The organism is Paenibacillus xylanexedens (assembly GCF_017874615.1).
In the GTDB taxonomy this organism is placed as follows: domain Bacteria; phylum Bacillota; class Bacilli; order Paenibacillales; family Paenibacillaceae; genus Paenibacillus; species Paenibacillus xylanexedens.
The window spans coordinates 115237-136436 of the sequence record NZ_JAGIKV010000010.1 but is presented as its reverse complement, the minus strand read 5'-3'; the positions used below and the strand labels follow the sequence as shown (position 1 = coordinate 136436).

At 44.3% G+C, this 21200-nt stretch carries 20 protein-coding genes; 10 read left to right on the top strand and 10 right to left on the bottom strand.

The window, feature by feature from the left end; translation table 11 throughout:
- Positions 1–27: 27 nt before the first annotated feature.
- The 3 genes from J2Z28_RS15165 (at position 28) to J2Z28_RS15155 (ending at position 3288) form a co-directional block, all read left to right on the top strand.
- Positions 28–1338, top strand: a complete 1311-nt coding sequence (locus J2Z28_RS15165) for a metallophosphoesterase family protein (protein ID WP_211083112.1) — start codon at positions 28–30, stop codon at positions 1336–1338.
- Positions 1338–2051, top strand: a complete 714-nt coding sequence (locus tag J2Z28_RS15160) for a glycerophosphodiester phosphodiesterase (protein WP_244988323.1) — start codon at positions 1338–1340, stop codon at positions 2049–2051. Before J2Z28_RS15165 ends, J2Z28_RS15160 begins: the two co-directional genes overlap by 1 nt.
- An 85-nt stretch (positions 2052–2136) precedes the next feature.
- Positions 2137–3288 carry a LicD family protein gene (locus tag J2Z28_RS15155; RefSeq protein ID WP_211083110.1) on the top strand — a complete coding sequence of 384 codons (1152 nt, stop codon included), beginning with the start codon at positions 2137–2139 and terminating at the stop codon, positions 3286–3288.
- 230 nt (positions 3289–3518) lie between these two features.
- Here the strand turns inward: J2Z28_RS15155 and J2Z28_RS15150 are convergent, their stop codons facing one another.
- From J2Z28_RS15150 to J2Z28_RS15140, 3 genes are all read right to left on the bottom strand, one after another.
- The gene (locus J2Z28_RS15150) at positions 3519–5174 is read right to left on the bottom strand and encodes a leucine-rich repeat domain-containing protein (protein ID WP_244988312.1); all 1656 of its coding nucleotides are present in this window, start codon (positions 5172–5174) and stop codon (positions 3519–3521) included.
- 395 nt (positions 5175–5569) lie between these two features.
- Positions 5570–6451 (bottom strand): GNAT family N-acetyltransferase, encoded by an 882-nt coding sequence (locus J2Z28_RS15145; protein WP_211083108.1) that lies wholly within the window; start codon positions 6449–6451, stop codon positions 5570–5572.
- 260 nt (positions 6452–6711) lie between these two features.
- Positions 6712–6918 (bottom strand): DUF2536 family protein, encoded by a 207-nt coding sequence (locus tag J2Z28_RS15140; protein ID WP_076215046.1) that lies wholly within the window; start codon positions 6916–6918, stop codon positions 6712–6714.
- A 384-nt stretch (positions 6919–7302) separates the two neighbouring features.
- Between J2Z28_RS15140 and J2Z28_RS15135 the strand changes: the two genes are divergently transcribed.
- Complete coding sequence (locus tag J2Z28_RS15135; protein WP_211083107.1) at positions 7303–8277, top strand: tRNA dihydrouridine synthase; 975 nt, start codon at positions 7303–7305, stop codon at positions 8275–8277.
- Positions 8278–8372: 95 nt separating this feature from the next.
- On the opposite strand, the gene J2Z28_RS15130 is transcribed toward J2Z28_RS15135, so the two are convergent.
- Complete coding sequence (locus J2Z28_RS15130) at positions 8373–9428, bottom strand: ankyrin repeat domain-containing protein (RefSeq protein ID WP_211083106.1); 1056 nt, start codon at positions 9426–9428, stop codon at positions 8373–8375.
- A gap of 307 nt (positions 9429–9735) precedes the next feature.
- On the opposite strand from J2Z28_RS15130, the gene J2Z28_RS15125 reads away from it, so the two are divergent.
- Together J2Z28_RS15125 and J2Z28_RS15120 are read left to right on the top strand one after the other, a co-directional pair.
- A complete protein-coding gene (locus J2Z28_RS15125; RefSeq protein ID WP_036668348.1) occupies positions 9736–10305 on the top strand; it encodes an SF0329 family protein in 570 nt (189 codons plus the stop codon).
- Between the two features lie 170 nt (positions 10306–10475).
- On the top strand, positions 10476–11642 hold the full coding sequence (locus J2Z28_RS15120) for a cobalamin-independent methionine synthase II family protein (protein WP_150364496.1): 1167 nt from the start codon (positions 10476–10478) through the stop codon (positions 11640–11642).
- Positions 11643–11829: 187 nt separating this feature from the next.
- Here the strand turns inward: J2Z28_RS15120 and J2Z28_RS15115 are convergent, their stop codons facing one another.
- The gene (locus tag J2Z28_RS15115; protein ID WP_211083105.1) at positions 11830–12408 is read right to left on the bottom strand and encodes a GNAT family N-acetyltransferase; all 579 of its coding nucleotides are present in this window, start codon (positions 12406–12408) and stop codon (positions 11830–11832) included.
- Positions 12409–12452: 44 nt separating this feature from the next.
- On the bottom strand, positions 12453–13214 hold the full coding sequence (locus tag J2Z28_RS15110; protein ID WP_211083104.1) for a TVP38/TMEM64 family protein: 762 nt from the start codon (positions 13212–13214) through the stop codon (positions 12453–12455).
- A 159-nt stretch (positions 13215–13373) separates the two neighbouring features.
- Here J2Z28_RS15110 and J2Z28_RS15105 point away from each other — a divergent pair, with 159 nt between their 5' ends.
- Entirely contained in the window at positions 13374–14066 is a 693-nt protein-coding gene (locus tag J2Z28_RS15105; RefSeq protein WP_211083103.1) for a response regulator transcription factor, read from the top strand.
- The gene (locus J2Z28_RS15100; RefSeq protein WP_211083102.1) at positions 14059–15402 is read left to right on the top strand and encodes a HAMP domain-containing sensor histidine kinase; all 1344 of its coding nucleotides are present in this window, start codon (positions 14059–14061) and stop codon (positions 15400–15402) included. Before J2Z28_RS15105 ends, J2Z28_RS15100 begins: the two co-directional genes overlap by 8 nt.
- A 129-nt stretch (positions 15403–15531) precedes the next feature.
- Here J2Z28_RS15100 and J2Z28_RS15095 read toward each other — a convergent pair whose 3' ends face one another.
- Positions 15532–17067, bottom strand: coding sequence for a carboxylesterase/lipase family protein (locus J2Z28_RS15095; RefSeq protein ID WP_211083101.1), 1536 nt, complete (start codon positions 17065–17067; stop codon positions 15532–15534).
- A gap of 112 nt (positions 17068–17179) precedes the next feature.
- Here J2Z28_RS15095 and J2Z28_RS15090 point away from each other — a divergent pair, with 112 nt between their 5' ends.
- A complete protein-coding gene (locus J2Z28_RS15090) occupies positions 17180–17989 on the top strand; it encodes a helix-turn-helix transcriptional regulator (protein ID WP_211083100.1) in 810 nt (269 codons plus the stop codon).
- Between the two features lie 2 nt (positions 17990–17991).
- Here J2Z28_RS15090 and J2Z28_RS15085 read toward each other — a convergent pair whose 3' ends face one another.
- Positions 17992–18195 (bottom strand): hypothetical protein, encoded by a 204-nt coding sequence (locus J2Z28_RS15085; protein ID WP_074093540.1) that lies wholly within the window; start codon positions 18193–18195, stop codon positions 17992–17994.
- Positions 18196–19359: a glycoside hydrolase family 27 protein gene (locus tag J2Z28_RS15080; RefSeq protein WP_036606020.1), complete on the bottom strand. Its 1164-nt coding sequence runs from the start codon at positions 19357–19359 to the stop codon at positions 18196–18198.
- A 386-nt stretch (positions 19360–19745) separates the two neighbouring features.
- Between J2Z28_RS15080 and J2Z28_RS15075 the strand changes: the two genes are divergently transcribed.
- Complete coding sequence (locus tag J2Z28_RS15075) at positions 19746–20453, top strand: DNA alkylation repair protein (protein ID WP_211083099.1); 708 nt, start codon at positions 19746–19748, stop codon at positions 20451–20453.
- Positions 20454–20591: 138 nt separating this feature from the next.
- Here J2Z28_RS15075 and J2Z28_RS15070 read toward each other — a convergent pair whose 3' ends face one another.
- Positions 20592–21167 carry a TetR/AcrR family transcriptional regulator gene (locus J2Z28_RS15070; RefSeq protein ID WP_211083098.1) on the bottom strand — a complete coding sequence of 192 codons (576 nt, stop codon included), beginning with the start codon at positions 21165–21167 and terminating at the stop codon, positions 20592–20594.
- Between the last annotated feature and the right edge of the window lie 33 nt (positions 21168–21200).

The window sequence follows — 21200 nt, the reverse complement described above, 5'->3', positions numbered from 1 at the left end:
GTAAATAGTAATTGGGGAGTGGATTTCTTGGAGGTTTCATTAACTGGTCTTGTGGGGCTGAAAATACGAGCTGGTGACGGTTTGCAAGAGTTAGGGCATCCTGAGATGCTAAGCACCGCTCTTTTTTATTTGGCTCAACCTGGTGACATATTACGGCTAAAGAATTCCGACTATAAGTTCAACGTTGCAACCTATGCGGCGGAAGTGCAGGAGCGTTGGATATACACATATGCCTATGCCCCAGATGAGAGCTGGACGGTTTACCGAAAGGATTTGAGCGGGAACAGTTACAGGCAAAACGATTATGTGTTTACAGAGTCCGTTTACTTTCGTGTATGTCTAAGGAAAATGAATGGAGCAGAATTTGAAAGTTTGGAGGACATCAATCATATTCTTTCATTTAAAAAAAATGAAACTCCTCCGCCTGAAATGAAGCCGTGGCTCAGAAACGAAGTAGAGCGGGTCTCAAAGCGTGTTATGAATGTTCGGGAAGAGGGGGACATCCCTTTTCTATTATTGACCGATACACATTACACAGTAAATGGTACTTGGGATGACACCTATGCCTCCATCCAACAACTGCATAAAGAGATAGGTCTTGATGGAATTATTCATCTTGGAGATTTCACGGATGGTATGACCTCACGTGAGGTGAGTCGCCATTATGTAGAACAAGTTCTTGGAGACTTAAAGAAGAACGAGATACCTGTGTGGGTTACGCTTGGTAACCATGATACCAACTATTTTGGAAATAACTCGGATCGTTTTTCGATAGAAGAACAGTGTGAACTTTATTTAGGTAGAGATGAGCCACGCTATTTCGTTGATTTTGATAAACAAAAACTACGGTTTATTTTTTTGGATTCCTTTGACCCGAATGAGACATTACGTTACGGATATAATGCAGCCTGCATTCAGTGGCTAAATAAACTACTAGAAAATACGCCTGAGGATTGGAAAGTTGCTATTTTTTCTCACCTCACGCCTGTTAGCCGCTTACAGTATTGGGCTAAAGAGCTGCGTGGTGAAAACGAGTTAATGCAATTGTTGAACATTCATGCCGATAAAGTCCTTGCTTTTATAAATGGTCATAACCATGGGGATTTTTTGGACAATGAAGAAGGGTTTCCTATCATATCCATAGTGAATTCAAAGTGTGAAGCATTCACAGAATATAAGCCGGAAGGCTTTATCACTCCTAATCGAAAACTCGGGGACCCTTCTCAAGAAGCTTTTGATATCATGCTCGTAGATTCTGAAAAAGGACAGATCCGCTTTGTGAGGTTTGGCGCGGGTAAAGATAAAATTGTTGCACATGGAAAGGCTGAGTGGCTTTGATGAAAATATGGGGTCATCGCGGAGCGTACTCTTCGGCACCAGAGAATACGCTTAATGGTTTTCAAATGGCAGCTGAAGTGGGCGCTGACGGAGTAGAACTTGATATTCAGCTTACCAAGGACAGAGAGATCGTCGTCATCCACGACGAAACTGTCGATCGAACGAGTGATGGCCAAGGTTGGGTAAAGGACTTTACCCTATCTGAAATAAAGAAGCTCAACTTCAATAAAAGTGGACGCACTGGGCCGCTCTTTATGGAAGTGCCAACGTTGGCAGAAGTATTGGAATTATTGAAACCGACAGGATTGACTATTAATATAGAGCTGAAGACAGGCGTCATCTATTATGATGGAATTGAACCAGTAGCTTTAAAATTAGTTGAAAAGTACGGCTTGTCAAACAGGGTTATATGGTCATCATTCAACCACTATTCTATTCAGAAAATAAAGCTGCTTGAACCTTCAGCTAGAACTGCGTTGTTATGTGGAGGAGGCGTATTAGTTACTGGAGAGCAGTGTGAAAAGGTTGGAGCTGAAGCATTGCATCCTAGCGTTCATATGCTGCGCTATCCAGCGCTCGCGGAAGATTGTCACAAACGTGGCATATTGATACGCCCGTGGACAGTAACGAACGAGGACGATCTACAGCTTGCACGGCAACTTGGTGTGGACGCAGTAATTGTTAACAAAATTGATTGGGCAAAAGGGATTTGAAATGCAGAGGGTTTCATCATAATAAGCCACATTTCAAAATGTGAACCGAATTATTGGATGACATTCAGCTTGGGAGAATTATTCAGTGAATAAACTAAAAGAGTTACAGGTCATTGAACTTGATATTCTAAAAGAATTTACAAGGGTTGCAAAGCGTGAAGAGTTAACGTGGTTCGCCATGTTTGGAACTCTTCTCGGTGCTGTACGTCATAAAGGTTTCATCCCGTGGGATGACGATATTGATATTGCTTTGCCACGCTTGGAATATGATCGTCTCCGGCTTTCACAGAACTGGTTTAGTGAGCCCTATTTCCTGCAGACACCGCAAAATGATCCTGCTGCCGCTCCCCATTTTATAAGGCTACGGCGAAGCGATACAACGGTCCTCTCGAACTTTCCCAATGGGTTTACACGAGGCGGTCACATGGGAGCCTATATCGATATCCTTCCGCTAGACGATATGCCTAGCGGCGATGCTGCAAGACGTGTTCAGGAAACCGCATTGAAGGTACAGATTCAAATGTACGCTTCGACTGCCCTTGATGAATGCGAGGGGGGGCAGATATCCCCAGGTAAAGAGGAATTTTGCTACGGTGCTGGTGGGATATCGGGGCAATACGATTTTATTGCAGAGCGGTATGAACGCTTCTGCTCAAAGTATTCTAACCAGTTATATTATTCTATCCCCGTTGTAATGGGCGAGCATGGCAGCAGAGTGTATGACAAGAAATGGTTTTCGAAAAGTGTTGAAATGGACTTTGAAGATTTAAAAATTCCAGTTCCTGTGGGCTATAAGGAAGTACTAATTGCATCTTATCCTGGCGGGCTATACGAGCCTGATGCAAAGGAGCGTAAACCGAAGCATATTGATCATAGTATTGTGGATATGGGCCGGTCTTACAAAGAGTATGTTCGTCCCTATACTGACATGCTGTGTGATGTTGAAAATAAAAAGGTATATATCTTCGGTGCGGGCGATAGCTTGCGGATTTGGATGGAGCGTTACAGCAGTGGGTTGAATGTGGTGTGCGCTTTTGATAATCGTAAAGCCGCATGGGGGAGTGTAGCATATGGTGTACCCGTGCAGTCTCCTTCCGAATTAACTGTGTTATTGGATGAGAATTCACGGCTGATTATTGCAAGCATCTATCATAGAGAAATAGCCAAGCAACTTGAGGAAATGAATATATTTGATTACTACTTTTTTGTTGACGGCTTAGGATATACGAAAAGTTAGGACAATACGGAGTAAGTGGACATAGTTGTATCATATTACAACGAAGTGAAGCTTGGTCAGTGTAATTCTCCAATAATAGGGGTACCAAGAGTGCTTACCGCATACGGTGCATGTGGAGCCGGTGGCGATGTTGGTGAGAAGCTAAACATAAGGGGTTCGAGAATTTATACATGATTCTCGAACCCCTTCTTGTTGTCTTTGTTTCAATACCATCCATTAATTATAGTAGTCTAATACACATGCACACCCGCACCAAGCACGGATTTGTTTTGTACGGAATTACCGGATAGATATACCTTTTGCAGATTAGGCAGTTGGCTTAGGGGCTCGATATTGGAAATGGCATTGTTCTCGAGATGAAGCTCGTCTATGGCCTGCCATTTACTCATAAATTTGAGAGAAGCCAAATTGTTGTCTTGTAGAGTGAAGGAACGTAGAGCGGACATGTTGGCAAAGTAAGGCATCATCTGGTCGACTTCAGTAACAGAGGTGTTGTTTATGCTGAAATATGGCTGCTCTAAGGTCAGATGTTCAAGTACGCCGTTCTCTGCGGCCGATTTTTGTTCAAAATTGAGCCTACACTCGGAGCACATCAAAGATTTGACCTGCTTCAAACGAAATAAGGCATCGCTTTCCTTGAACAGTGACGAGTCGTAAATGCTTAGGCTCTCTAGGCGGGACAAGCCGTCTAGGGCGGCAAGACGGGTTATTTCATCGATCTCCCAGAGCGAGAGTTGCTCCAGTTTCGGGAATTTCCCCAGCGCAGCCAAGTTCAATTCCCCACTTCCGCCACGGAGCGTCAGACTGGTTGTAACCGGGGCCTTTAGCCCGGGGAGAAAGGAGCTTGGAATTTCCACTCGCTCTACTTTAGGCAGTGTCAGCGCTTCTGCATTCTCGTAGTAGCCGGACAACGTTAATTCCCGCAAAGAGGGCAGACTGTTTATGGCCTTTACCGAGCCAAGCTCACTTAGAGAAGCCAGGCGTAGTGTGGTAATAGAGTTTTTGCTGGTCAAGCGCTCCAGACTGGAGAAGTTTACATTTTCAATATCTAACGTTTGTAGAGCAGGCATATTTTGCACAAAGTCGATGGACTTTACATTCGTTAAATAGGACAACTGAAGCTCCTGAAGCTGGGTCAAGGCATACAGCGGCTGCAGGTCTGTGGTTTCACTGTACTGTATAGACAAGGATGATAACCCGGTCATGGACGACAACCATCCGAGTTCATCGACAAAGGTGAGCGACAGGGACTTGATTGGCAATTGGTTTAACAAGTGAAAATCTGTTACGGACTCATCCACATAGGTAATGGATAAAGAGTTCAGATTGGGGAATTCCAGCAACATAGCCAATTCCTGATTGCTGCGAAGCTGAGTGGTAAGCTCCGTAATTGTAGACTTGTCGCCAAAGTAGCCCGAAAATGTACTGAAGGATTCGTTAAAAGCGCCAGCATAACTTTTTAATCCGGGCATATGGGCCAGAGTGGTTTGGTCCGTCTGGGATATTTCATAGGTATTCGTCAGGTCCAATGCCGTTAGTCCCTTAAAAGCTTCAAAATCTCGCTGATCAATCCGCTGGCTATTCAGTTTCTTGTCCTGAGTAATATAAGTGATCTTCTCGGCCTGTTCATCGCTGAAGGGATCGGAGAGGCTATATGTAAACTTCCACTGATCATTCTCCGAATGCTCTACGGTTAAATAGCGAATACGAGCCAATTCCTCCTCTGTTGGCAAGGCGGACCCTTTATCAAAGATATCTCGCAAAAAAGAGAGCAGAACCTCGCTTTCAGGCATCTTTCGTACAGGCAGATTGGCTTCTGTTTTTGAATAGGTGGAGCTGTTGCTATAATAAAAATATGTACCGATCGCTCCAGTTAGGACTAACATCAGTATCAGCATTACCTTTACGGAGGCAGTCTGCTTCGGTGGTACTTTAGGGGGCGTTCCATGGTAATGATTAATAGTCTGGTCTACGTAATAGACATGATTTTGCTTCAATAAAAGCTCTGTTTCACAATAGGGACACTTTAAAACCTCATCCTTCTTGTATTCAATTTTTCCGTTGCAATTGGGGCAGTTTAACGGGATAAACGCCACGAATGTCCCCTCCTTCATTATGATGGTCATAAGATCATGCTGAACGGTCATCTGATTTCATTATACCTTGTGAATTTACGTTTGATGAGAGAAAGAAGTTTCACATAACGAAGGAGCAGGGAAATCCTGCTCCTTTTTGATCTTTTTTAAGTATGGTCGGGTGGCAGATCTTATTAAATAAATCATCAAGCAATAGATGTAATCGGATGTTTGACGTGCACAGGGTAGAGATGTTCACCATGGGTTCTTACAAATAAACCTTCATTGGTGATCGAACTTTTTAGAACGATATCATTTGTTGCATCTGGAGTGAAATGAAAGGTTACTTTCTCTGTATCTTCATCTGCAATCTTATCCAAGATATCTTTCATATTCATTTCGTTTAAGCTAACAACGTCGAAGAGCTCAATATGATTGTCTTCTTTCTGATAAATAACAATGATGTTCTCGTTTTCCAAGTAATAAATATCATCACTAAAAACATTCAGGCAATAAAACATGAGTATTCCTTGAGCATGCTGGGTTGCGAAGTGGCGAGAAACAGGCAATCTTTCCGATGCCAATTTTTGAATAAGACGTAAATCCTCCGCGTTAGTTACATTTAGTTTTCGGATGTTCGCAGGCTCGGGTGATTTTTTTGCCGTATAATTCATTGAAAAAAGATGTTCTTCCACAGGCTTAAACCCAAACTTGGGGTAAAAATCGAGCACAGATTCATTGGCAAAAAGGTACATGTAATCGTACTTGTTCTCGTATTCCTCTAAAACTTTATTCATTAAACGTGTAGAGAGTCCTTTCCCCCGATAATCAGGATGTGTCATCACCGTGCCGATTTGAATCGCTTTTTTCTTCTCACCGTGAATGATGAGCTCAAGGATGTTAACAGAAACGTTGGCAATAACCTGGTCTCCATCGACATATGAATAAGGGATGTAACGCTCGCCCCAGTATCCTTGTCGATACCAATCTTCAAAATTGATCTCAAACGTGTTGACAGCAAGCTCGAAAAAACTCTTGCGCAGCACTTCATTGTTTTTATAATTCTTCATAAATATTAATTCTTGCATGGTATTACCCCCTTAATCCTCAAAAATGACTGTTTGTAAAGTGGTACGATCCCGTATTTAACTATGTAAAGTATGATTACAGGTGAAATTCTGCTTATAAGTTGTTGTTGGTTAAGCAAGATTTGTAACAAGAGAAAGTGGAGTTTGATATGGAAAGAGACGCGAGCGAATTCGCGTCTTCTTTTTTGCATGCTTTATAGGATATGCTTAAATGCAATTGCGTCAATGAACTGATTTTCACTATTGAAAATCTTGGTCCATTAATCTACGTTAAAATGCACGATTGCACTATATAACATCTTGTTGCGAAAAGGGTCAAACGTTACTTGATGTTGAACTTGCTTCACGCGCAGCATTAATGCTTTGTTCATTCCGATTCGTTCTTCGATCGCTCGTTCCAGTTCGCGGAAGTCATAAGCCTGCAAGCATTCAACTTTATCTTTGATCATATCCAGTGAAATTTCCATATATCATTCAGGCCTCCTTAAAATCTCGATTTGCAGGTTAAAAGCCTGTCGAGCTTCATTTTAGAGGAGCTTTTCCAGTTCGGCAAGAGCAATCGGGCTGAAAATCTAATAAAGACGTGATAAAATCGGGAAAGGGCAATTTTGAGATCATCGAACATTCAATAATCTGAAGGTCTAATGGAATTAATAACAGATACTGCTGTTTGAAGGAAGTTCATTTGCATGGTATAAGTGAAGAAGCAAGGACAGCATAATGTGAATTGCAACGAAACTGCGAATGATCATGTAAATGATAGGCCAGTAGTTGCATGAGTTTCGAGTTTTACTATTTTAACTATTAATGAGGACAAAAACTGTCCTGGAATGTATAGAGGAGCTTTTGAGATGACAAAGGAAAACTTTTGGCGTGAATTGCCACGACCATTTTTTATACTGGCACCCATGGAAGATGTGACGGATGTTGTGTTTCGTCATGTTGTGAGTGAAGCAGGGCGACCAGATGTATTTTTTACGGAATTTGCGAACACGGAGAGTTATTGTCACCCGGAGGGGCACCATAGTGTGCGCGGGCGTTTGACGTTTACAGCGGACGAACAGCCGATTGTGGCTCATATCTGGGGAGATAAACCGGAATTCTTTCGTGAGATGAGTATCGGTATGGCAAAGGAAGGCTTTAAAGGTATCGATATTAATATGGGTTGTCCGGTAGCGAATGTAGCCGAGAATGGAAAAGGAAGTGGATTGATCTGCCGGCCAGCCCTTGCGGCGGAGATTATTCAGGCGGCGAAAGCCGGGGGGCTGCCGGTCAGTGTAAAAACGCGTCTTGGATTTACTGAGGTCAATGAATGGCGCGACTGGTTGACCCATATTTTGCAACAGGACATTGTGAATCTGTCTATTCACTTACGGACAAGAGAAGAAATGAGCAAAGTAGACGCACACTGGGAACTGATTCCGGAGATTAAGAAACTTCGTGATGAGATAGCGCCTAATACACTGTTGACGATTAATGGGGACATTCCTGACCGTGAAACAGGCCTGAGACTCGTGGAGCAATATGGTGTGGATGGCATTATGATTGGACGCGGTATTTTCCAGAATCCGTTTGCTTTTGAGAAGGAGCCGAAGGAACACAGCAGTAAGGAATTGCTTGATTTGCTACGGCTGCATCTGGATCTCCATGATCAATATTCTGAGCTTGAACCACGTTCGTTCAGCCCGTTGGCCCGTTTTTTCAAAATCTATGTTCGTGGCTTCCGAGGTGCTAGTGAGCTGAGAAACAGCTTGATGAACGCCAAAACCACTTCTAAAGTACGCGAATTGCTCAATGAGTTTGAAAGCAATGAACAGGTAGAGTAGAGTAAGACGTAATCATGGATACGGAGTATGATTCAGGTAGATTAATAGCAAAAAAAGAAGCGGTATCTCTTCCGCTTCTTTTTTTGCTTTGCTGTTTAACGCGTGTACGCAGGCTTCTCCATAGCAACCGGTTGAGGATTGGTAAGCACCCATAATACCGCCAACTCGGATAATCTGGCAGGCGCATCAAAATCGTATCCATTGCGAAGCCTGCTGACCAAGGCTGCTGCCTCTTGGAGAAGTGCGGGGGCGAGTGGCACACCAGAGCCCAGGTGACGAATCAGTGCATCTAGCATCTTGCGATACTCCGCATCCCAGTTTCCACCGCCATTATCCAATACTTCATGGGACACACGTCCTGTGATACGGATGACCTCTCCCTGCACCGTTTGAGCGTGGCCTTGGGCCGGAATGAGATATTCCCACAGCTCTTGGTGCTGTTTGGTCCAAGTGGTTGCCTTTACCTGAATGGGGGTAGTCCCATCGTGCATGATCCGATTCGTTACCGGCTCGATATCAAATAACGGGTACAGTTTGTTCAGCGCGTCTGAAACTTCATCGACCTTGTCCTTATTGAACTTCTCACGGACGAATTCAAAATCCTTACCGATCCGCTTCACAGACTCTTTCATTTCTGGGGTGACTGTTGCACCAGCATCCAGCAGAATCGCTGAAATCTTTGACATACTGACTATATCGCTATTCCTACAATTGGCTAACCCCTTAGCTAATGGCGTATTTCCCTGTTTATTTTCTACGTTAATAGTAGCGCCTTGGTTTACCAACTCTTGAACCACTTTGGTTCGATACCCATTGACCGCTGCATGTAACGGTGTTTCATTTTGGTAATCAACAGCGTCCAAATCCGCACCTATTTCAAGGAACAAGGGTACATTCCCTGACCAGTGTGAGGCATGAGCATGTAAAGGTGTGCGTTGATATTTGTCACGTGCATTAATGTCTGCCCCTTGTTCTACCAGCCAGCGAACCAATTCATCCGAAATATGCCGAAAGCTGAGGGCCGTACCTTTGCTGTAACCCCCACGTGCATCCCATTCGCATTGCTCGAAAATTTCTTTTACGGTAGCAATATCATTATCTTTAACGAGTTGCTCCATATGAGCAGGTAATGTTGTTTTCTTCTTAGCCATTTTTTAAATCCCTCTCCTTATGAATAACATCGTATTTTCTGATGATAGGCAATCACAGATGGATAGAAAGTAGATAATTTGCTGCAAGTTTATCACATAGGAGATTTTAAACCAATAACTGGATTTTAAACTTCTGGTTTGACGAACAAAGGAATCAATAGGATCTGTTTCTAAATCAACATAAGACTTTGCTTTGTTTGGCTGTGATATAATTTAGAAGAATGTTGATATTGAGGATTGGTTGAGAAAAAATATTTGAAATGATCGCCGCAATTCATGCGGTAGGCTTTTGATAATAGGAGGATCTATGTCCTGGAGTAAATTGAAGCAACAACTGGAGAGTTTTCTTAGTCCTGCGTTAGTTGGAAGGGTGGAGTACCGTGCCACCAGCTATAGCTATTCACCTGATAAATCAGGCAATTGTTATATTACTGTAGATAAAAAGAATGTACTCAACATGAGTGATACTACAACCCCAATTCGATGGTATCAGTCAGAGCAGGAGATCAAGAGCGACCCGGAAATCATGATTCCTGTGAGCGATGAAGAGATTGAAGCTATCCGAAAAGATTCCAAAGGACCCATTCCCGAGGATCGTCTTCAAGTCATGGCAAGAAGTAGAAAAATCTCCGTACATGCCAAAGAGCTGTTGTTGGCTCAGACCGCACTTAGTAAATCGAATTTTACCGTTGCAGCTACGACGTATTTATCCACTTCTATAGAGGATAATCTGGAGAGCAAGGATATCTTGTTTAATATTCTGGCTTTAATGGACAGACGAGTTGGCAAAAAGCGAATTCTAAATATGTCGGAGCAGGTCAAATTAAAGCATCCAGCCGTTCAGTATTTTTATGAACTGCGTCGTCGTACGGTGTGAAATTGAATAACGTTCACGGATAGAGGTACACTGTGTCGGTGACGGTTTCACTGAAATCTGTCTAATAAGTGGATATAGCTTTTAACTATAACCAGTTATGGTTTTTTAGTATCCCTTCTAACTGCTCTCAGCGTGATATGATCATTGTATACAACGAGGGGGTTTTTTACATGACTGATAAGTTCCAGATCGTAGGAAGTTTATTGCGGCCGGATGAGCTGCTGAAATATAAAACGCAAATTGAACATAATGATGATATCCAATATCCGTTCTATGAAAACTACGAAGGATATGAGAAGTGTGAGACAGAGGCAATCAAACAAGTTGTCGCTAAGGAAATCGAACATAACTTGTCCGTGGTTACCGATGGCGAATTCTCCAAATCGATGTGGCATCTGGACTTTGTATGGGGATTTGGCGGAGTGAAGCGTTACATCGCGGATCACGGCTATTTTTTCAGAGATGTGGACGGAACTTCGAAATATGAAACACGCAAAGATATTGGACTGCGCATCACTGATAAATTGAGTGGAAAGAACCATCATTTCATTCAACTGTTCCAACAACTGCAAGACACGGCTGGCGAGCAACAAACGAAACTTTGCGTACCGTCTCCTTCCCATATTTTCGGTGAGCTTTCCTGGTCAGATAACATTGGTGGTACGGATGCTGTATATCAAAACATACAGGAGCTCAAAGAGGGTCTTGTGATCGCGTATAAGGAATTCGTGGAGGAATTCGCTGCAGTGGGCGGTAAAATTCTGCAATTCGATGATTGCTTGTGGGAACTGTTTGCAGACGATAACCCGAACTCTCCTTTTACAGGTGAGCATATCAATCAAGATGAAGTATCAGGTCTCGCAACTGAATTCATTGATATTAATAATACCGTGATAGACTTCGGACATAGCCTTGGCTTGAAAATGTGGACACATAACTGCCGCGGCAATTATGACTCCCGCAACATGGGCGGTGGATCGTATGCCAAAATTGCGAATCTGTTCCTGAAGCAATTGAAGTATGACCGTTTCTTCCTGGAGTGGGATGATGATCGTGCGGGTTCAATTGAAGCTCTGGAAGTGTTCAAGGACAGACCCGAAACGGAAATTGTACTGGGTCTGTTGTCATCCAAAACGAGTACACTCGATGATGAAGCGCGTGTTGTCCGTTTGCTGGACGAAGCTTCCAAAATCATCGATAAGGATCGGCTGCTGTTGTCTCACCAATGCGGATTTGCATCCTGCGATGGTGGTAACGAATTAAGCGAAGCTCAGCAATGGGCGAAGATCGATCAAGGGCAGAAGATTGCAAAGCAATATTGGGGCAGCACCGTCTAGGTTCAAGCTGAGTGTATTGTGGCATATAAACGATTACCCGTTCAATGGTGTTTGGTATGATAAAAATACGGTGACTTTCCTCTGGAATCTATCCAGGGAGAAGCCGCCGTATTTGTTGTGGAACGTACATATGTGTACGTTCTCATTTCTATAACTTTTTTAAACGAATGATGAGGCTTGTTATTCTTTATTTCTGTAATTCAAGCTGTGCCAGCCATTCCTTTTTCAACAAAGCATATTGATACGTATTCTCGTATTTCGGTGTGCCGTCCTCATTTTTGACAAATGAAATGAACTCCAAAAAAAGACCCTCCCGGCGCATGCCCAGCTTCTCACACAGTTTCTGAGAACGGAAGTTATCATCCTCGACATAAGCGTACAATCTTCTTATTCCCTGTTCCATAAAGAGATTTTCGATGAAAGCATTGGCGCTCTCACTGGCGTACCCTTTCCCTTCAAATCTGCCATTAAAATTCCAACCTATACTATACGTATCTGAATTCGAATCTTTATCCGTATCGGCATCCCGATCTTCCCTCATACCAAACAGCTCACCGATCAACTCGTTACTGTCTTTCAGACAGACTGCGATGTGGGAATCGTCACTGCTTCTTTTTGCGACCTCTGCCGCCGCATCTTCCAATGTTGAAATTTGTTGATCCATAAAACAATTTACTCTGGGATTTGCTGTGTATTCCAACAGTCCGGCTGCGTCCGTTAAGGTGAAATTTCTCAGGATTAATCGATTGGTTTTAAGTATTTGCATAAGATGATATACCTCCGGTTTTCATATCAATAGATTGGCTTTGTTCATGTTGTATCTCTTTTTATTTTACGAGACTCCCTATTCGTACTATAACTGGGTATAGCCTTGGGTTTGGCTTTGGTACTGTCTGAGCGGGAGAACAATCCCACCAATTGCTCCCTATAGATATAACCGAGTACAAACCCGATTACAGCGATAACAGAAATAATAATGGCGATGGTGTATTGTTGCATATGAATCGTGGACCCTACAACGGTAGATGCGATGATCCAAGGCAGACGACCGACGATAAGGATCGTGAAGAATCTAAACGAACTAATCGATGTAAGTGCGGCGACAAATACAAGCATGTCTTTGGGCAAGCCGGGAATTACGAAAAAGATGAATAAAAAAGCGGAGAACTTCTTCTCATCATGAATTAACGACATCCACTTATTATTTTTCTTTTGCATTAGCCGTGAAATATAAGCGCGACCGATAAAACGAGTAAAATAAAAAGCAATCGCTGAGCCTATAATCAAACCTATTGTAGTATACAAGGACCCAATTGTAACCCCATAGATATAACCGCCTGCAATCTGTACCACTTCTCCTGGAATGGGTGCAACCACGATCTGAAGAATCTGGAATAAAATAAACATGACCGGACCCCAATGGCCTGTTGAATGAATATACGCTCTGAAGTTGTCCATGGAAGACATGATTTTAATAAGGGCAGGAGAATAATACACCAGTAGACCAAAGGACAACATGATGAACAGACCCAACAATATGTTAATCATTACTTTTTTCGAAGGTTGTGGCATACCTGACGACCCCTTTGTCTAATAACTTCTACATATTTACAGTATAAGACGAAATTATTAAGAGATACCTACATAACTTCTGAAGAATTCTTAAGTCGATTGTATTTGCTGGTAGTCGCTAATAGCGCATATTATACTGAAATTAGACGGAGGGATCAGATGAGCAAGAAAATTCTAATTGCTGATGATAACAGTGAAATTCGTGAAATTGTAAGGATTTTGTTAGAGAGTGAAAATTATGAAGTGATTGAAGCGATAGATGGTCAAGATGCGATTGATAAAGTGAACGAAGAGACGGATCTCATTATTTTGGATATGATGATGCCCAATAAATCGGGGCTGAAGGCGTGTCTGGAGATTCGTGAAAAAACAAGCGCACCGATCCTTTTTCTCACGGCGAAAACGCAGGATTCTGACAAACAATTGGCCTTTTCCTCAGGCAGTGATGACTTTTTGTCCAAACCCTTTTCCTATACAGAACTCGTTTCGCGGGTGAAGGCTTTACTGCGAAGGTATTATGTTTATCGGGGCAAGGAGAAGACGGAAGAAGCGGACCAAATTATCGTTAAGGATCTTACCGTCCATCAGGATTCAAAAGCCGTGTTTGTTGGAGAGAAGGAAATTGCTCTGACTGAAATTGAATACCAGATTTTGCTGCTGTTGGCTAAGAAGCGACGAAAGGTATTCTCGGCAGAAAATATATATGAGAGTGTTTGGGGGCAACCCTACTTTTATACGTGTAATAACACGGTGATGGTTCATATTCGTAATTTGAGAGGCAAACTGGAGGATGACCCGCAGAACCCTAAATATGTGAAGACCGTTTGGGGGAAGGGGTACAAAATTGAATAGATTATTAATCGGAAAAAAGCTGAAGATTAAACTGGTTCTGGCGGTTGTCATTTCTTTGGTCATTTCCATAAGTGCACTCGTTATTTTACAAGTTGTTGGCGAGACTGTATTGGATAGTTATTTAAGCAAATCCACTTTTGTAGAGAACAGGCAGCAAGATGCGCTTGATCGATTCGAAGCATTTGTGGATAACCAGAACGTGTCAACCCGTGATCATGAGCAATTGTCTGCTTGGATAAGACATGAGCGCTACTTAAATCTGTATATTTTTGCAAAAGACAAATTGATATTTTCCTCCAACACGGAGATTGATCCTGCCATCAATGAAGAGTTGTTAACTCAATTTGTGCCATCGAAAATACCCATCACCACCATCCATTTTGCGGATCAGGATGCCCAGATATACTTGGTTAGCTTTTATGAGTATCAATATTACAACCTCATTCTGATTATTGGTGTTTTCATAGCGGCCATTGTGTTCATTGTTTCCTTTTTACTGATGATTAATAAGAAAACATCTTATATTGGCGTGCTTGAACAAGAGATCAAAATACTCGAAGGTGGAAATTTGGACTATTCGATTACGATATCGGGAAAGGATGAACTGTCATCTCTGGCCCAGAGTATTGATGAGATGAGGAAATCATTTGTGGAGCGGCTGGGCAGCGAGGAGAGGGTCAGGATGGCCAACCGTGAATTGATCACGGCGATTTCCCATGATTTGCGAACACCACTCACGATTCTATTAGGATATATGGATATCATAGAACTCAACAAATATAAGACACATGAGGATCTGTTGCAGTATATTCATAATAGCCGGGAGAAGGCCTATCAGATCAAAGTGCTGTCGGACAAACTTTTCGAATATTTTACGGTATCCTCGGCCGCTGAAGAAGAGGAAGTAGAATTTGAAATGTATGAGGGCAGAGCGCTTATCGATCAACTTATAGATGAGCAATTAGTGGTTTTGGACGATATAGATGTGCAGGTTCAGACAGATGCACATCAGGAGGAGTTTTTGCTGGAAATCAATCTGGTCGCTATGCGTCGCGTAATGGATAACATATTTTCAAATATTCGAAAATACGCCGATCCAGGGCATCCCGTTCATATCCAGATTTCTTTGAAGCAACAATGGGTCATTCTTGCGGTGGAGAATAAGATTAAACGTGTTGGCAAAAAGAAAGATAGCAACGAAATTGGGCTCGTTAGTTGTCAGAAAATGATCCAGCAGCACAACGGGACGTTGACGGTGTCGCAGGAAAAAGATATCTTTTCACTACAGATTACGCTACCTGTCATCTTCAACAAACCAACTCAGACTCATATATAACGAATCTCTTGGAATGATGCGCTAAATAAGCATATGCGAAAGAACATCGCTCTACCATTCACACTATACAAAAAGAGCCATGCGACAGCATGGCTCTTACATATATCGCGAGAGGGCAAGCCTTATGTTTTAAACAACAGGTGCATTCTGTTTCTTGAAATATTGTTCAATTAGAAACGCGAGCATCGGTCCGGGCTCAGCCTGCTGTAATTGAGCCTGATCGCCAAATTCCATGAGATACGGCTGTTCCGTAGTACAAGGAGTCCAATGAGGCATTAGCTTTCCGGTGGAGTCCGAGCCGTTCGGATCACCTGTAGCAATAAAGTTGGATAAATAATTACACATCTGGCGAGCCAGATCATAATGCTTGCCTGTGAAAGGCCGCCAGCATTTGGCGAGTGTTTCGAAGAAGAACCACAGATCGACGGAGTGAAAAGTACCTGGCTGGTCCCAGCCCGGAATCTCGGCGTCGAAGTTATAATAGTAGAGAGGCGTTTCGGACAGATGACCGCTGTTCGCACGGATGGTGAGCAGAATGGCATGTTGGATCATGCGGACCGATGCTTGTTGCAGAGCATGTTCGATTTGGCCGGAATCAGCCTCACATAGCTGCAAAAAGGCAGGAGCATCCTCGCCAAACAGCTCCACAGCCATCTGCTTCAGTTCTTCCAGATTGGCTGCGGCGGGACGGGTCCAAAATTCGGAAGACGTATGCCCCAGCATTACGGGGATCGCCTCGCGCTCCTGCTGAACAAAACGAGTAAACGGATCGCCTGCGCAAAATTGTTCGTCGATGACGGTTCCCCAGAAGCTTTTGTATTCGAGTGCTTTGTCACGGAGATATTCAGCATCCAGTTGTCTCGCCTCAGCCAGGGAAGATACGGCCAGGAAGCCGAAGAATTCAACCCCTGCTTGCTCTGCATCCCTTAGTGTGGAACGGACAGAAGGCACGCGGACCTTCGGGTACAACTCGGTAGCTATACCGCTCATGATGACACCTCGCTGGAACAAGCCTTTATTTTGCGGAGAGGTCATCTGGCTGAGTACACTTCCTCCGCCTGCCGACTGTCCGCCGATGGTGATCTGGTCTGGATCACCGCCAAAGGCGGCAATGTTGCGTTTGACCCACTGGGTACCTGCTTGTTGATCAAGATGACCAAAGTTGGCGGGTGCATGGGGGGATTCGGCACTAATCTCAGGATGGCACAGGAAGCCGAAGGCATTCAGCCGATAATTAATTGTCACAACGACAATACCTCTACGAGCGATTCGCTCGCCGTCAAATTCCATTTCGGCCGTATGGCCGACTTGTAGGCCCCCGCCAAAATACCAGACAAAAACAGGCAGCTTCTCGTCCGTGCGCTTGGCTGGTGTCCAGACATTCAGATACAGACAATCCTCGTCCATGGGCAGGTCGGGATCAACGGCCCATTCACGGGTATAGATATTGTTATCATCGATGACTGTTGGGGCTTGCATGGAGATGGGGGCAAAATCAAAAGCTTGCAGTACACCTTCCCAGTTCGACTGCGGCTGCGGAGCGCGCCAGCGGTTCTCACCTACAGGAGGTGCGGCAAAAGGAATTCCCTTGAAGCTGGTAATCCGCGGGTCCGCCGCGGGCAGTCCTTGCACTTGTCCATGTTCTACCGTAACCATTCTAAGCATACAACATTCTCCTCTCTGGATTTAGCATGTAAGCGTTACCGAGAATCTGATCAACGATATATAAGATAAACCTAACGCCAGAACAGGGCGTCTTAGAAAGGGGGAATCAAGGTTGAATCCGATTTGGCATGAGAGCAGTAGAGCCAGTAATTTGTATTTTATCAGCGGTGGTCACAAGCCAGCTAACCCTCACCAATGGGGGCCAGGCGTGCGTGACGTTTATGCGCTGCACTATATTATCCGCGGCCAAGGGACGCTGGAGACGGGCGGCCGCGTTTTTCGGCTCGTTACGGGGGAAAGCTTTATCATATTTCCGCAAAAGGAGATTTACTATTATCCAGACCCGCAAGATCCATGGGAGTACGTCTGGGTGGAGTTTAACGGTGAGGATGCCGGGCGGTTGCTGGGGCTGACACAGCTCTCAGAGGTACAACCCGTGGTGACGGTCTCGCCGGAGACATTGCAGCCTTTTTTCCACCTTGCCTGGAACGCGGGTGCATCATCTTATGAATTACTGCGGGCGGATGCCCGTTTGCGTCTGCTGCTCTCCTACTATATGGAGCATTATCCGAAAGAGCCGCAGGTGGACGCCAAGGATTATGTCTGGCTGGCGAGAAAGTACATCGAGCAGAACTACTGGAAGCCAACATTGACCGTCACCGAGATCGTAAAGGCAGTTAATCTGGAGCGCAGTTATTTGTTTCGTCTGTTTAAGGAAGCAACCGGCAAGTCTGTTTTGGAGTATATTACATCCTGCCGAATCGAGCGCGCCTGTGAACTGTTGAAAACGTCGGGCCTGCCGATTCAATCGGTAGCTTATTCTGTCGGCTACAATGATCCGTTATATTTTTCCAAAGTATTTAAGAAAGCAACTTCACACACGCCAACATCGTACATGATGCTGCACGGGACCAAGGCATAACGTTAACGGAACAGGGCGCAGTTCCCGGACTCTCGGAAATAACGGATCAGCTTCTCAATAGGCTCACGTCCACAGTTCAGCTTCACTCCTATACAATCAATGCACAGAAATTGCTGAGCAGAGCGCGAGATCAATTTGAGGTAGATGCCCACATCGTCTGAAGAGAGCGGAACCTGACAGGAGGTGCACAGGCGATGTTGAGCCATCTATTTCACCAGTTTGGCCCGGACGACGAGGCAATCATGTGCTGCGACAACGGGAGCGAAGCGTTCACGGAATACGCCAAGCTCTTGATGCTCCCAGCAGTCATACAGGGACAGGGCATAACCGGCAGCATAAGGCAGACCCATATCCCAAAATTGCAAAGACAATTCCCGCTGGCTGTCGCTCAGGTTGAAGAAACCAATAGCTAGATCACCATCTGTGAGTACCTTCACCAGCATAAATACATCGTCTGTGTGAAACCATTGCGGTTCTGGTTTAATGCGGTAAGCTCCGCGCGCTTCTACATCCTGATTGATAGCGATCAGGTCAGGATTCAGGAGAATATCCTTTGTAATCTGGTTAGCCTTGCGCACGTCACATCCGATCATTAATGGGGAACCCATCATGGACCAGAGTGAGAAGTGGGTTTTATATTCGATGTCGTTGCATCCGCCGATGCTGCCAATATAATCATTGTTGCTTCCACCGTACATACCAACAATTAGCATGTCCATGTCGTTATGGCAGAAGGAGCCGGTGTAGCTTTGTTTGCCCAATTGAGACAGGGCAAGTTCCTTCACTGAATCCCAATTGTCACGGATATCGCCGGTGGAGCGGTACATATGAGCGCCCGATTCCCGAATCCAATCGTATACGTCGTCGGCTCCCCAGTTGCAGGCGGAGAACAGGATATCGCGTCCGCAGTTTTTGAGCGCAAGACTCATCCGTTTGTACAGCAGCTCTCCTGAGATATGGCGCGGCTTGAAGCAGTAATCATACTTCAAATAATCAACGCCCCATTCGGCAAAAAGGGCAGCATCCTGGAATTCATGCTCGAAGCTGCCTGGATACCCGGCACATGTATGCGTACCTACGCATGAATACATGCCGAATTTTAGTCCTTTGCTATGGATATAATCAGAAAGCGCTCTCATTCCACTCGGGAATTTATCCGGGTCAGCCACCAGATTGCCGCTCGCATCCCGTTCCTTCAGGCTCCAGCAATCATCAATGACAATATACTCGTAACCTGCGGCCAGATAACCTTCTGATACAAACACATCAGCGACATCCCGAATTAATTGTTCGTTAATATCCCACGTAAAGGTATTCCACGAATTCCAGCCCAGGGCAGGGGCAAAGCCTAACACTTGATTGTTGCTCATGCTCTCGCATCCTTCCTCATCTCGGTTTTGTTAACAACACTAAACTGAACATAAACGATGAGTGACGTATCCTGCCATAGCTTAACGTTGCTTGGACATGGACATATGTTGCTCTGCTTGTGCTGGGGGAATCAGCTCTTTCCAATCAGGCCCTCGGCAGGTATTCAGAAGTTGCCGGTAGAAACATAAGAAAGGAAAAATGTCTGTCTGCGAAAGAAGTTATATCTATCTTTTTAGGGATCTGTGCGAAACAAAGGTATAGATGTTATGATCGGTGATAATGCTTGAACAGGATAATGAGCGATTTTCCATCGGTTTTTCGTTAAACATAAGTGTCCGTTTGATATGATCAGATATATAATTTATAGGATTGGGAGTGTCACGAAATGAATCTAGATGAAGTGATGCAGGAGCTTGAAGCGCTGGGCAAAGAACGAACGAAAAAAATCTACATTTCCAACGGTGCGCATGAACCGTTATTTGGCGTGGCAACCGGGGCGATGAAACCAATGGCGAAGCGGATCAAAAAGGATCAACCTTTGGCAGAGCAACTATATGCAACGGGGAATTATGATGCGATGTACTTTGCAGGCGTGATAGCCGATCCTCAAGCGATGACAGAAGCTGATTTTGACCGTTGGATTGACGCTGCTTATTTTTACATGATCTCTGACTTCATCGTTGCCGTCACGTTGGCAGAGACGGATATTGCTCAAGAAGTTTCGGATAAGTGGATCGCCAGCGGAGATGAGCTGAAAATGTCAGCAGGATGGAGCTGTTACTGTTGGTTGCTCGGCAGTCGAAAGGATGCTGAGTTTTCGGAGAATAAACTGATGGAGATGCTTGAACAGGTGAAAAAGACGATTCACGAATCTCCGGAACGAACGAAATATTCGATGAACAATTTCCTGTATACCGTTGCAACATCCTATCAACCGTTGCACGATCAGGCAGTGGAGATAGCCAAGGCTGTGGGACCTGTCGAAGTGAACAAGGACATGCCCAAGAGCAAGCTGCTGAATGCCTCTGAGAATATCCAAAAGGCTGTGGATAAAGGGCGGACGGGCTTCAAGCGCAAATATGTAAGATGCTGAAACTTACCATGCAGTGGGCTTAACAAGAGGATACACGATCAAGTAGACCGCAACCTTTGCAAGGGTGGGCGGTCTATTTGTGTTTTCAGCTTGATATAGCAACATCAAATCTACGTATCGTATAAAAACAAGAAACCTCTACATATCTTTCCTTTTAACCATTTCTTTGGCTTGCTGCCTGCCCGCCGAGAGAAAGCTGTCGCTAAGCTCAGGATCACTAACAGAGCGTGCAAGCACAAGCGAACCAACCATTGTACTGAACAGTGCACGACCGCTGGACATATCGATCTCAGCCAGATTGGAGATAAAATTGATCATCCGCTCCAATTCATGGGTGAATACCTGACGGACCTCCTCCGAAGAACGGGATATTTCGCTGGAAAGGGCGGGGAAAATACAGCTCATTTCTGTTTGGTCGCGGTGATACGGACTCAAATAATAATCGATTACTTTATTAATTTTGGGGTTTTGTTCTTCCTGATCAGCCACGTTCTGTAGAAGTGCAATGGTATCACTGATGGCATATTCGCAGGCTTCGGCAACCAATTGTTCCTTATTGTCAAAGTGTGAATAGAACCCTCCGTGAGTTAATCCAGCTCCCTTCATAATAAACGGGACACTCACCTCCTGAATACCATTGGTGCGAAAAGCTCGAGCCGCACTTTCAACAATCTTACCTCGTACTTTTATCTTATGTCCTTTGGGATAGGGCATGATCATTCACTCCATAGTTTCATCATTATGCTT